15 protein-coding genes and 1 riboswitch are annotated in these 12,763 nt (G+C 47.1%); of the genes, 13 read left to right on the top strand and 2 right to left on the bottom strand.

What is annotated here, in order from left to right; genetic code table 11:
- Nucleotides 1–93: 93 nt before the first annotated feature.
- Together BLV62_RS24290 and BLV62_RS24285 are read left to right on the top strand one after the other, a co-directional pair.
- Nucleotides 94–897, top strand: coding sequence for a sterol desaturase family protein (locus BLV62_RS24290; protein WP_089765126.1), 804 nt, complete (start codon nucleotides 94–96; stop codon nucleotides 895–897).
- A 37-nt stretch (nucleotides 898–934) separates the two neighbouring features.
- Complete coding sequence (locus tag BLV62_RS24285; protein ID WP_089765124.1) at nucleotides 935–1,186, top strand: hypothetical protein; 252 nt, start codon at nucleotides 935–937, stop codon at nucleotides 1,184–1,186.
- Between the two features lie 3 nt (nucleotides 1,187–1,189).
- Here BLV62_RS24285 and BLV62_RS24280 read toward each other — a convergent pair whose 3' ends face one another.
- A complete protein-coding gene (locus BLV62_RS24280) occupies nucleotides 1,190–1,657 on the bottom strand; it encodes a lipocalin-like domain-containing protein (protein ID WP_089765122.1) in 468 nt (155 codons plus the stop codon).
- An 82-nt stretch (nucleotides 1,658–1,739) separates the two neighbouring features.
- A riboswitch (TPP riboswitch) is annotated at nucleotides 1,740–1,842 on the top strand.
- Nucleotides 1,843–1,894: 52 nt separating this feature from the next.
- Here BLV62_RS24280 and thiS point away from each other — a divergent pair.
- The 7 genes from thiS (at nucleotide 1,895) to thiH (ending at nucleotide 7,686) form a co-directional block, all read left to right on the top strand.
- The gene (gene thiS, locus BLV62_RS24275; protein WP_089765120.1) at nucleotides 1,895–2,098 is read left to right on the top strand and encodes a sulfur carrier protein ThiS; all 204 of its coding nucleotides are present in this window, start codon (nucleotides 1,895–1,897) and stop codon (nucleotides 2,096–2,098) included.
- 79 nt (nucleotides 2,099–2,177) lie between these two features.
- Nucleotides 2,178–3,887, top strand: coding sequence for a phosphomethylpyrimidine synthase ThiC (thiC, locus tag BLV62_RS24270; protein WP_089765119.1), 1,710 nt, complete (start codon nucleotides 2,178–2,180; stop codon nucleotides 3,885–3,887).
- Entirely contained in the window at nucleotides 3,887–4,456 is a 570-nt protein-coding gene (locus BLV62_RS24265; protein ID WP_089765117.1) for a thiamine phosphate synthase, read from the top strand. Before thiC ends, BLV62_RS24265 begins: the two co-directional genes overlap by 1 nt.
- Nucleotides 4,429–5,181 carry a hydroxymethylpyrimidine/phosphomethylpyrimidine kinase gene (locus tag BLV62_RS24260; protein ID WP_089765115.1) on the top strand — a complete coding sequence of 251 codons (753 nt, stop codon included), beginning with the start codon at nucleotides 4,429–4,431 and terminating at the stop codon, nucleotides 5,179–5,181. Before BLV62_RS24265 ends, BLV62_RS24260 begins: the two co-directional genes overlap by 28 nt.
- A complete protein-coding gene (locus BLV62_RS24255) occupies nucleotides 5,178–5,792 on the top strand; it encodes a thiamine phosphate synthase (RefSeq protein ID WP_089765113.1) in 615 nt (204 codons plus the stop codon). The genes BLV62_RS24260 and BLV62_RS24255 overlap by 4 nt, the downstream gene beginning before the upstream one ends.
- 6 nt (nucleotides 5,793–5,798) lie before the next feature.
- Nucleotides 5,799–6,590 (top strand): thiazole synthase, encoded by a 792-nt coding sequence (locus BLV62_RS24250; RefSeq protein WP_089765112.1) that lies wholly within the window; start codon nucleotides 5,799–5,801, stop codon nucleotides 6,588–6,590.
- Nucleotides 6,583–7,686, top strand: coding sequence for a 2-iminoacetate synthase ThiH (gene thiH, locus BLV62_RS24245; protein WP_089765111.1), 1,104 nt, complete (start codon nucleotides 6,583–6,585; stop codon nucleotides 7,684–7,686). The genes BLV62_RS24250 and thiH overlap by 8 nt, the downstream gene beginning before the upstream one ends.
- A 424-nt stretch (nucleotides 7,687–8,110) precedes the next feature.
- Here thiH and BLV62_RS24240 read toward each other — a convergent pair whose 3' ends face one another.
- Nucleotides 8,111–8,554, bottom strand: coding sequence for a PA2169 family four-helix-bundle protein (locus BLV62_RS24240; RefSeq protein WP_089765109.1), 444 nt, complete (start codon nucleotides 8,552–8,554; stop codon nucleotides 8,111–8,113).
- Nucleotides 8,555–8,785: 231 nt separating this feature from the next.
- Between BLV62_RS24240 and BLV62_RS28185 the strand changes: the two genes are divergently transcribed.
- The 4 genes from BLV62_RS28185 to BLV62_RS24225 all read left to right on the top strand — a co-directional run bounded on the left by BLV62_RS28185 (nucleotide 8,786) and on the right by BLV62_RS24225 (nucleotide 12,560).
- The gene (locus BLV62_RS28185; RefSeq protein ID WP_139170384.1) at nucleotides 8,786–8,938 is read left to right on the top strand and encodes a lmo0937 family membrane protein; all 153 of its coding nucleotides are present in this window, start codon (nucleotides 8,786–8,788) and stop codon (nucleotides 8,936–8,938) included.
- 229 nt (nucleotides 8,939–9,167) lie between these two features.
- Nucleotides 9,168–10,334 carry an esterase-like activity of phytase family protein gene (locus tag BLV62_RS24235; RefSeq protein ID WP_089765107.1) on the top strand — a complete coding sequence of 389 codons (1,167 nt, stop codon included), beginning with the start codon at nucleotides 9,168–9,170 and terminating at the stop codon, nucleotides 10,332–10,334.
- A 43-nt stretch (nucleotides 10,335–10,377) separates the two neighbouring features.
- Nucleotides 10,378–10,827 (top strand): copper resistance protein NlpE, encoded by a 450-nt coding sequence (locus BLV62_RS24230; RefSeq protein ID WP_168927975.1) that lies wholly within the window; start codon nucleotides 10,378–10,380, stop codon nucleotides 10,825–10,827.
- Nucleotides 10,828–10,955: 128 nt separating this feature from the next.
- Nucleotides 10,956–12,560, top strand: coding sequence for a DUF6377 domain-containing protein (locus BLV62_RS24225; RefSeq protein WP_089765103.1), 1,605 nt, complete (start codon nucleotides 10,956–10,958; stop codon nucleotides 12,558–12,560).
- Nucleotides 12,561–12,763 lie beyond the last annotated feature (203 nt).

Here is a 12,763-nt window from a genome sequence, read left to right as displayed (position 1 = left end):
CGTATCCTCGTTAGATTTTGTTTTTGCCCGGTTAGAAGAACCAATATTAGCTAGTAATAAAAAAAGACACACTGGAAAGATCTCTAATGTTATATGGTCAATTTTTTTGAACATATTCCTTCTTCCTGGCGTACCGTTATATTGATAAGTGGCTTAGTGCTGTTATGGATCCTCGAAGGTATCGCTCCCCGTTTCCACTTTAAAGGGAACAAATACCGTCATGCCGGTACTAACCTTTTCTTTACTCTTACAACCGTAATAATCAATACCAGCCTGGCATTCCTCATCGTTAAAATATCGCGGTTCACTACCGCCCAGCAATTTGGCCTGCTTTACCTGGTGAAACTACCCTTATGGCTGCACGCAGTGCTGGCTGTACTAATGCTCGATTTCATGGGAGCCTGGCTCATTCACTGGGTACAGCATAAGAACGCCTGGCTGTGGCAATTTCATAAAATACATCATATAGATACAGAGATCGATGCTACCACAGCATTAAGGCACCACCCCGTAGAAAGTATCTGGCGTGTTGGCGCGCTGTTTATAACCATCCTGGTAATGGGAATACCATTCTGGATGATTATGCTATACCAGAGCACTTCCGCCTTCTTTTCCCAGTTCAATCACGCCAACATACGCCTGCCTCAATGGCTGGATAATTCCCTAAGCTGGGTCATCGTATCGCCGGATATGCACAAGGTACATCACAGCGATTACCAGCCGGAAACAGACACGAACTATGCAAACATCTTTTCGATATGGGACAGGATATTCGGGACCTTTAAAAAAGTGGATGTAACAAAACTGCGATACGGGCTGGAAGAATACCAGGGACCCGAATACGAAAAGGTATCAGAATTGCTTAAAGTACCATGGGAACGCTCAATAACAAAATAAATCATTCTTCACCCGTTTATTAAAAACTCAAAATGCTATGCAACATTCAACAACATTAACAAAAACGGCTTGCTTCCTCGCCCTTTTTATCGGCATACTGGCGGCCGCTTTTGCCTTCGTTACCAAAACGCCTTCCTATGCAGTTGCAGCCGGCGCCGTTGCCGCTGTGATCGGGTTGATATCCTTGTTCTTAGGCAGGAAAAATATAGATGATATGCAGTTGGCTGCCGCTGGAATATTTATGGCTGTTGTAGCATGCCTGGTCGGACTCTGGCAGATCTATAACTGATAATTACTGCTTAATGTAATGTTCGGTATAGCCATCAGCCGCTTTTATAGGGAATAATACCAATGAAGTATCTGATAATGCTTTGATGATAGTAGTATCAATGATAGTAGTCGTGTCCCTCACGCCTTCCGAATGATTCCACAAAAGCAGGGTGTCGTTTATCAGCTGCCATTTTTCATATACCAGGGTATACATATTAATAGACTTCGCTGTCCCGTTCTTTCTTAACTGAAAACCCTGCACTTCCTTGTCAAGACCCTCTACAGGTCTTATCCATTTTCCTATGAGCTTTGCTGCATCAATATACAGCGTATCTGCAACAGCAGTTGTGCTGTCGGGAATGCCGGCATTACTGCTGTCTGCGATCCCAATCAGGCTGCTGTCGGAATACGTTTCCTTAGGCGCTTCCCGCTTGCCGGATTGCCCGCAGGCCGATAACAGTAATAGTCCCAAAATTAAGTGAAGCCTCATACCCTTAAAATTACAATTTACTTTTCTTCCACTCCAATCAAATTTATTTCTCCCTGCAATTCATTTTTTTTCTCTACTTTCGTCTCCACTTTAGGGGTGTTTATCCTGAACCAGGATAAACTGAGATGATACCCTCAGTACCTGAAGCAGTTCGGACTGCCGTAGGGAAAAGTAACACTGAACCTCTCTCATCTTCACATCCTTAAAGTTTATTGTTCACTTTTAATTCCAATCACTATGGAAGTGTTTGTAAACAATGAACTTTATGCGGTGCAGCAGGGAACAACTATCGCTGCACTCTTACAGTTTATTCAAATCTCCTCTCACAAAGGCATCGCGGTTGCTGTCAACAACCAGGTTGTGCCCAAAAATTCCTGGTCCGATCAACTGGTCTCCGACGCCGATAATATCACTATTATCCGCGCCACTCAAGGAGGTTGATCCCCGCATCCATATAGCGTATAACCGTTTCCGTTAGTTAACGGACCGGCATCTTATTGTCTAAAAATTAAAACATCTTATGACCACTTCAACAACGGCCATCAGCCGGTCACCCCTGCCTGCGTCAAAAAAAATATACGTCAGGGGCACTTTACATCCTATCAACGTAGCCATGCGGGAAATAACGCTAACGGGCACACGAAACAGCAAAACACCCGACAAACCGGTTGTAGTATACGATACCAGCGGCCCCTTCACCGACCCCGGCATCGCCATTGATCCCGCCATCGGCATTCCTAAAATAAGGGAAACCTGGATACTCGACAGAAATGATGTTGCCCGTGCAGAAAACGGCGCACTCCGCGCCAAACCCGGTCAACACCTCACTCAACTCAGCTACGCCAAAAGAGGGATCATCACCCCGGAAATGGAATACATCGCCATCCGTGAAAACCAGCTTGCCACCGGCTCCGACAAACTGATCACTCCCGAGATCGTTCGCCAGGAAGTAGCCGCCGGCAGGGCCATCATCCCTTCCAACATCAATCATCCCGAAAGTGAACCCATGATCATCGGTCGCCGGTTCCTGGTAAAAATAAACGCCAACATCGGCAACTCCGCCGTTACCTCCAGCATAGAAGAAGAAGTCGAAAAAGCCGTATGGGCCTGCAGATGGGGCGCCGACACCCTTATGGATCTCAGTACCGGCAAAAACATTCACGCGACCCGTGAATGGATCATCCGCAATTCTCCCGTTCCCGTAGGCACAGTACCCATCTACCAGGCGCTGGAAAAAGTGAACGGAAAAGCGGAAGACCTGACCTGGGAAATATTCCGTGATACCCTGATAGAACAGGCCGAACAGGGCGTTGATTACTTCACCATTCATGCAGGCGTATTGCTCCGCTACATACCGCTTACCGCCAAACGCGTTACCGGTATCGTTTCCCGCGGCGGCTCCATCATGGCCAAATGGTGCCTGGCCCATCACCGCGAAAACTTCCTCTACACGCATTTCGAAGAGATCTGCGAGATCATGAAAACCTACGATGTTTCTTTCTCGCTCGGCGACGGCCTGCGGCCCGGCAGCATTGCCGATGCCAACGACGCCGCCCAGTTTGCGGAACTGGAAACATTGGGAGAACTTACCAAGATCGCCTGGAAACATGATGTACAGGTAATGATCGAAGGACCCGGACATGTGCCTATGCACCTGATCCAGGAAAATATGGACAAGCAGCTGAAGCATTGCCACGAAGCGCCGTTCTATACCCTCGGCCCTTTAACCACCGATATTGCGCCGGGGTACGATCATATCACATCCGCTATCGGGGCCGCAATGATAGGCTGGATGGGCACTGCCATGCTTTGCTACGTTACGCCTAAAGAACACCTGGGACTTCCTAATAAAGAAGATGTAAGACAAGGGGTGATCGCCTACAAAATAGCCGCACATGCCGCCGACCTGGCAAAAGGCCATCCTGTGGCACAGCTGCGGGATGATGCATTAAGCAAGGCCAGGTTCGAATTCCGATGGGAAGACCAGTTCAATCTCTCTCTTGATCCGGAAACGGCCCGGTCCTACCACGACGAAACACTTCCTGCTGAAGGTGCCAAGATCGCTCACTTCTGCTCGATGTGCGGACCGTATTTCTGCTCTATGAAGATCACCCAGGAAGTGCGCGACTATGCGGAAGCGCAAGGGCTCAACGAAGCTACCGCCCTCGAAAAAGGAATGAATGAAATGGCTGCCGCCTTCGTTCAGCAAGGCGGGGAAATATACTCCTGATGCTGTGGATCATCACCGCTCCGCAGGCCGTGGAACACGAAGCCGCTATCATACCGGCGCTGCTGCAGGCCGGCGCCGACAGGCTGCTGATCAGGAAACCCGGGTGGACGGCCGAAAACTATGAACAGTTGCTTCAGCAACTACCAAGCAACGCCTACCCGAATATCCTGGTCCGCGATCATCATACCCTGGCGCTGAAATATGGCCTGGCCGGTGTGCACTGGAGTAAGTATCCGGTTTTTGTTCCGGGGCTGGAACATAGCAGGGGAGTGCACGACCCATCGGAAATTGAACAACAGGATACCCGGTTCACCACCCTGCTTTTAAGCCCGGTGTTCGACAGCATTTCCAAACCGGGGTATAAAGGCATGCATAATAAGAGTGCTGGAAAATTCAATCGCCCCGTGTTGGCGCTGGGAGGTATTGATGACACAAATATCTCCCGGCTGCGGGAATGGGGTTTTACCGGGGCAGCCTTACTGGGAGCAATATGGAAAGAACCGGCAAACGCAATTAACAGGTTTAAAAACATTCTGGAGGCATGGAAACAGAGCGCCCAAAAGTTATGAGCATAGCAGGGCTGGACCCCAGCGGGGGAGCCGGGCTGCTGGCCGATATCAAAACGTTTGAACAACACAAGGTGATTGGTTACGGTTGTTGTACGGCCATTACTGTACAAACAGCAAGCAGCTTCCTGTCTGTTTCCTGGCTGAGGACCGGCGAGATACTGGCGCAGGCAAAACCATTGCTGGCAACAGGAGATATCGGGTATTGCAAGATCGGCATAATGCCCGGAGTGGAAGCCACCCTGGAACTGGTACAGGAACTGACCAGGTTGCAGCCCGGCATCCGCCTGATCCTGGACCCTGTTGTTAAATCATCCACCGGCTTCGATTTTCACGGGCAATCACCCTTTGCGGCCTGGAAAAAATTACTCAGGTCTGTTTACCTGGTAACGCCTAATTATGAGGAAGCAAAGCTGATGGCGGGTTGTGAAGATGGCGAATTGGCTGCTCTGCAACTCTCCGCACATTGCAATGTATTGCTCAAAGGAGGCCACAGAACGCGCCTTTCAGGCCACGATACTTTATATGCACAGGGCCTGGAGTACACAATTTCTCCGGGAGTTGCTGCCGTAACCGCCAAACATGGCTCCGGTTGTATCCTTTCCGCGGCTATCACCGCATGCCTGGCAAACGGCCAGCAGCTGACAGATGCATGCAGTAACGGGAAAAGATATACGGAGAAAGTATTGGCAAGTCATTCATCTCTTTTAGGATACCATCATTTATGATCAGTCAGTTACAATATATTTCACAAAGCCCGCACCTGGAAAACATTGCGGCAGCCTGTGACGCAGGCTGCAACTGGATACAGTTGCGGGTAAAGAACAAACCCCTGCCGGAAGTCGCATCCCTGGCCGAAGAAGCCAGGCGCATTTGCGAAGGCTATAACGCTACGCTCATCATCAACGATCATCCGCAGATCGCGGCGCAGGTAAATGCGCATGGCGTACATGTAGGGCAGGAAGATATGAGCGTAGCGGCGGCCAGGCAAATAGCCGGGAACGGCCGGTTGGTCGGGGGCACCGCCAATACATTTGATCAGATCCGGGTACATGCAGAAAACCTGGCTACCTATGTAGGAGTAGGTCCTTTCAGGTTTACGGCCACTAAAGAGCGGCTTAGTCCCATCCTCGGCCTGGAGGGATATAAGCAGATACTTGCTGCCATGAAGGAAGCACGGATCAACCTCCCGCTGATCGCCATCGGCGGCCTAACGCTGGAAGATATCCCGGACCTGGTAGCCGCAGGCGTGCATGGGATCGCCGTTAGCGGGTTGATCACCAACGCCGCCGATCGCGCCGCTACCGTCAAAAAAATTTATCAACTTTTAAATGCCTGATAATTCATGGAATCATTAACGATTGCTGATAAAGTCTTTTCCTCCCGCTTGTTCACAGGAACGGGAAAGTTTGCGTCCAACAACCTTATGTCGAGCGCCTTGCTGGTTTCCGGCACCGAGCTGGTAACAGTAGCATTGAAAAGGGTTGATTTAAATAATCCCGGCGATGATATGCTCGCGCATCTCCGGCATCCGAGGATCAGTTTACTGCCCAATACTTCCGGCGCCAGAACAGCCAAAGAGGCCGTATATGCGGCACAGTTAGGAAGGGAAGCGCTGGATACCAACTGGGTTAAACTGGAAATACATCCCGATCCCCGCTACCTGATGCCGGACCCTATTGAAACGTTGCTGGCGGCGGAAGAACTGGTGAAGCAAGGATTTGTGGTATTGCCATATGTGCATGCCGACCCTGTGCTCTGCAAACGCTTGGAAGACGTTGGAGTGGCGGCTGTAATGCCGCTTGGCTCGCCCATTGGCAGCAACAGGGGATTGAAAACAGCGGAATTCCTGGAGATCATTATCAGCCAGAGTAGGGTACCTGTGGTAGTAGATGCGGGAATAGGCAGTCCTTCTGATGCAGCCAAGGCAATGGAAATGGGCGCCGATGCAGTTTTGGTGAATACTGCTATTGCTGCTTCCGGCAAACCCGTTCAGATGGCGGCAGCCTTTAAAGCGGGGGTAGAAGCGGGGCGGATGGCGTATGAGGCAGGCCTTTCAGGCAGTTCTCTCCAGGCTTCTGCATCCAGCCCTATGATCGCATTTTTAAACGAATCAGAAACCAGGCAAAATGTTTAGAGAAGTATTTGAACAGTACGACTGGAACGAAGTTAAATCGCAGATCTATGCGGCTACCCGCGAGGATGTGCAGGCGGCGCTGAATGCCGCTACGCTTTCCCTGAAAGACTTTGCCGCGCTGATCTCGCCGGCTGCCGCGCCTTTCCTGGAGCAGATGATACATAAAAGTATGCTGCTGACAAGGCAACGCTTTGGGAATAATATGCAGATGTATATTCCTATGTACTTATCTAACGAGTGCAAGAATATTTGTACTTATTGCGGGTTTAGCCTGCAAAACAAAGTTCCCCGCAAAACGCTTACCGGTGCGGAGATCCTACAGGAAGCAGAAGCCGTAAAGGCGCTGGGGTTCGAGCATTTGTTGCTGGTGACAGGGGAAGATGGACACATGGTAGGTATGCCTTATTTCCGGCAAGCCATCTCGTTGCTCCGGCCTCATTTTGCACAACTTTCGATGGAGGTGCAGCCAATGGAAGAAGAGGAATACAGGGAACTTTCGGGATTAGGCATTCATACAGTGCTGGTTTACCAGGAAACCTACCACCAGGCCGACTACCAGCTGCATCACCCCAAGGGCAGGAAGTCTAATTTCCATTACCGCCTGGCTACCCCTGACCGCCTGGGGAAGGCGGGAATGCACAAGATCGGGTTAGGGGTTTTAATTGGACTGGAAGACTGGCGTACCGACAGCTTCTTCACAGCCCTGCATTTGACCTACCTGGAGAAACAATACTGGAAAACCCGCTACAGTATTTCATTTCCAAGGCTCCGGCCTTTCTCCGGCGGCCTGCATCCAAAAGTAGAGATGAGCGACAGGGAACTGGTGCAACTTATCTGCGCCTACCGCCTTTTCAACCCGGATGTTGAATTAAGTATCTCTACCCGTGAGGAAGCCAGGTTCCGGGATTTATTATGCCAGGTAGGTATAACCAGCATGAGCGCAGGTTCCCGTACTAATCCCGGAGGTTATACTATTAATCGCGAGTCGCTGGAGCAATTTGAAATATCCGATGAAAGGAGCGTAGCAGAAGTAGTGGCCTCGCTTTGCAGCCAGGGATTAAACCCTGTGTGGAAAGACTGGAGCCATATATGGTAAATAAAAAAGGTGACTGGTTAGGTCACCTGATCATTTGTTGTTTTTCATGGGGAGGTTAAAATATTACAAGGGGTACCTCTTTAGATCTGGGTAAAGGTAATACAGTACTGTGATTTTTAAAACACAGATTTAGCACTGAATAAAATGAACAGGATAAAAAGTCGTTGAATAAAAGCAGCGATTTAACCCCCGTTTTCTTTTAAAAAGAATTTAAAAAGGTAATTGAAGGACATAAAAAAAGGGCTGCTTTAAACGATGAAAAAGCAGCCCTGTACCGAAAATCCCGTAGTTGCCATATTACTTATTAAGATAAGTATGATTGGAATATCATGAATTCAAAAATAGCATGGGTAAACTGAACATCCTTATCTGTACCGAATATGAATAAAAAGAACAGACAAAAGGGCGCTGCACAATAGCAGGCTTAATGATGAACTACATCCCTGTAGCTTTTTATGGTATCGTGCGACTCTTTAAGTTTATCTTGTTGCTGAGAAAGTATTTCCCGTAAGCGGTAAGGCATTATCACCGGAAGATGTAAGGCGCTGGAGTACGCGAATTGTACAGTATCTTCTCCGTATTCACAAAAAGAAAAGACAGTATGCCTGTCATTACCTACATATTGCGACCGGATAGCAGTCCAGGCCCTGTATACGCGCCCTTCCTCTCCTTCAATCTCATCCTGGTGCGCTAACATTAATTCATGCAATTCTGCTATGATCCTTTTACTGTCTTCCATCATCTGTTGAAATAACGCTTTTTCATCTTCGCTCTCTATTGCTGCCTGGGCTTTCTCATAACTGGCTATACGGGCTTCATGGATTTTTACGAGATCATTTAAGATGGTTCCGAGTTTTTCGTCCTGCATTGTGGTTAATTTTTAGAAAAGGTGGTACAAATTTGTATCCAGACACCTAAAAGCTTTTCATACAGGCGTTTATAAAGTATTAATATATAACTCTGTGACCCATTTTTGCTCGGATGGGGGAGATGCTTCCACAACAGAACCCCGCCCAATTGCACGTTTTCATTGTAAATAAACCTATTAACCAGTTGGCACAGAATTTTGATAACGGAGAATGAACCAAATCCTTTAAATATGAACAGTCTGCTTTATTTGATAGCCGTCATTTTGATCATCGGTTGGATACTGGGATTTTTCGTTTATTCAGCCGGCTCTCTGATTCACGCGTTATTGGTTCTGGCCATTATAGCCATACTTGTTAATATTATTAGAGGCAGATCAGTATAAAAGATCCTATCTTTTTTCAGGCCATCACGATTACCCTCACCGGTAGTAGTGATGGCTTTTTTATTTACATCCCTTCAAAGCCACTGGGCGCGCCTTTGAGCATGGCGGAAGTTTTGCCGATAGCAAAACTTTTCATTAAAGCCTGATCACACTAACAGATCACCAGCAGGCCGGTACTTTTTGTATCGGCCTTTACATTAGTTTAACCCGGATTAGCTAACTTGCCGGCATGAGAAACTATTGCTTCGGATGTATCGATCTGCGTAACACCATTATTGTGTTGCTGCTGACGTTTATTTTCAACAGCTGCAAAACTACCCGGCAGCCGGGAAACAACTCCATTGGCACATTAAAACTGGTAGGTCAGTATACCATTCCTTACAACATCTCATTTAACAATACAACGGTTGGCGGGCTTTCGGGCATCGATTACAATCCTGCAACCGGCGAATACTATATGATCTGCGACGACAGGTCGGCTATCAATCCCGCCAGGTTCTACACCGCCAAACTCTGGTTCAACAATACTTCTTTTGATAGCGTTAGCATTACAAACGTTACTACGCTGCGGATGCCGAACGGATCGGCCTATCCCGATTCCAAAACTAATCCCGCACTGACGCCAGATCCGGAAGCCATGCGGTATAACCCCGTAAAAAAATGCCTGGTATGGTCGAGCGAAGGAGAAAGGATCGTAACGCCCCAGGATACCGTGATCACCAATCCCGGCATTTATGAAATAAGCCTTGCAGGCGAGTATATAGATTCATTTGCCCTGCCCAACCAGTTCCTCATGCAGGCCACCGAGAACGGGCCAAGAAGAAATGGAGTGTTTGAAGGACTGGGATTCTCCGGCAATTATAAACATATGTTTGTGAGCCTGGAAGAACCCAGGTATGAAGATGGTCCCCGTGCCGAAGTAACGGACGGTCCTGCGTTTACCCGGATCATTAAATACAACGCACAAACCAGGCAACCAATTGCGCAATATGCGTACAAACTGGAACCAGTCGCAACACCGGCTACTCCTGCAAATGCCTTTAAGGTGAACGGCATTTCAGATATCCTTCCTTTGTCTGATCACCAGTTATTAACCATAGAACGCTCTTTTTCTACCGGGACCCGGGAATGCACCATCAAAGTATTTCTTGCAGACCTGGAGAACGCCACTGACATCAGCAATGTAAACTCCCTCAGCCAGGATACTCATTTCAAACCGGCAACTAAAAAACTGCTCTATAACTTCACTGCATTAAACAGGTATATCGACAATATAGAAGGCGTAACCTTTGGTCCTGTTCTGCCAAACGGCCATAAGAGCCTTGTTTTCGTAGCCGATAATAACTTCTCCGACAAAGAAGAATCACAGTTCTTCGTGTTTGAACTGGTACCATGAAAACAATAAAGTATTCATGTTGTTATGTACAGAAAACACGTATATGAAAAACTTATTGCTGTTACTGATCTCTATAATATTTTTTGCCTGCCATAACAGCGCCAAAACAGGAGGGAAAGACAACGCCACTACAGCCGCCGGCGCCGAAGTAGTAACTACCACCACTTATTCAGGCACGTTGCCTTGCGCCGATTGTGAGGGAATAGCCACAGAACTGACGTTGTCCATCAACTCCGAAAATAAAGAGAACCATTTCAGGATGAAAGAAACCTACCAGGGCAAAAACCTGTCGTTCCCCAGTGAAGGAAATTTTGCAGTGCTCCAGGGAACGCCTTCCGATCCGGCTGCCACAGTAATCCAACTCAACCCGGATAAAGACAGGAACCTGCAACGCTTTTTCCAGAAGGTTTCAGAAAATGAGCTGCGGCAACTCGACAATGAAATGAGAGCAATAGACAGCAAGAATAATTACTCGCTGAAAAAAGTCCAGTAAAGCGCTGCATATAAAAATATAGTCACCCTCTTCGGATTCCGGTCTGGAGAGGGTGATCATTTTATTGTTAGTTTTATCAAAAAAGTTCACTTAAATTTAGCCAAGACCTGGTTTTTATCAATCGAGCTATGAATCGAATCCTGAGCTGCCTTGCCATACTTTTGTTTGTTCCTTTCGCTGTAAAAGCCAAATCACCGGCCGACAGCCTGCTGAAAGAACTCAACAAAGCAATGGAGCAGTCCACGTTATATGACTCCTTCAAAATAAAGAGTATTGACAGCCTGCGGAACAGGCTTCAAATGACGTCTCATGACCCTGTGTCATTATATCAATCCTATTTGCAGTTATATAATGCCTATAAAGTTTTCAATTTTGATTCCGCCTTCGTGTATGCCCGTCATCTCGAAGAGCTGTCGGAGCACCTGCATGACCCCAACCGGATCGTGGAAGCCAAAGTGAAAATGGGGTATATATTATTGTCGAGCGGCATGTTCACCGAAACAGCTGCTTTTGTCAATACCATCAATGCAAATGGAATTCCCGACAGCATTAAAATTGAATATTACCTGATGAAAAGCCGGTTGTATTTCGACCTGGCCGATTATAACCAGGATAAATACTATACACCGGATTATATCCGAACAGCAAGCACGTATATCGATTCTGCGCTGGCGCTCATGCAGCCCAACTCTTTTGAGTACCGGTACAATAAAGGACTGCAGCAGTTCAAGCTGGGTAACGTGGCGGGAGCCCTCGCGGTTTACCCGAACCTGAACCAGCCCGGGCTCACAGAGAGGCAGATTGCTGTTTCGGCCTGTACCCTGGGCGCCATTTACGTGGCCACCGGGCAAATGGATACGGCGATCGCCCTGATGATGCGCTCGGCTATTGCCGATATCAGGACCTCCACCAAGGAAACAATGGCCAGTTATAGTCTCGCTACTTTACTATTTGAGAAAGGAGATATTAAAAATGCTTCTCATTGCATTGAAAGGGCCATCGGAGAAGCGGTATTTTATGGGGCAAGACAAAGGAAGGTGATGGTAAGCAGTATTTTACCCATCATTGAGCACGAAAGGATCACAACGGCAGAAGAACGAACCCGCTCGCTGGTCATTTATGCAGCTATTGCCACATTATTGGTAATTGCGCTGGTAGTTCTGGCAATTACAGTATTCAGGCAGGTGCAAAAACTAAAAACCGCCCAGCGTATCATTACAGAAGCCCACCTCAAACAGCAAGAGATCAATAACCAGTTGCTGGAGGCAAATAAGATCAAAGAAGAGTATGTGGGATACTGCTTTAATATCAACGCTACCTATATAGCCAAACTGGAAAAACTGAAACATACCCTGGAACAAAAACTGGCCGACAGTAAATCTACCTCCGAGGTCAGGTATATCATCAATAATATTAACATCCGCCAGGAAAGAGAAGAGCTTTTCATGCATTTCGACAGGGTATTCCTGAAAATTTTCCCTCATTTTGTTTCCGCATTCAACGAATTGTTTGATAAAGAAAACCAAGTAGTACTGAAAGAAAATGAATTACTAAACACGGACCTTAGAATTTTTGCCCTGATCCGGATAGGGGTGAACGACAACGAAAAAATTGCCAGCATTCTCGAGTATTCTGTTAACACCATTTATGCATATAAGACCAAGATCAAGAAACGCTCTTTAGTGCCCAGCGACGAATTTGAGCAGCGGATTATGGAGATTAAAGCCCTTTAAATGCTCTTAAAATTCTCTCAAAATATTTATATTAAAAATATTTATATACAATCATATTTAATTGATTATCAATACATCCAATTTCACTAACTTGAAAATTTGGACAATATTTTCTATATTTTGCTTGTAAAAGTTGTTGACCTGATGATTCATAATTTACTTTGGTCATCATTAGATTTGATAAAAACCAGGAATCTAAAAAC

Source organism: Chitinophaga terrae (ex Kim and Jung 2007) (genome assembly GCF_900107795.1).
GTDB lineage: Bacteria > Bacteroidota > Bacteroidia > Chitinophagales > Chitinophagaceae > Chitinophaga > Chitinophaga terrae.
The sequence above is the reverse complement of the archived record's forward strand: the minus strand, read 5'-3'. Positions and strand labels throughout refer to the sequence as shown.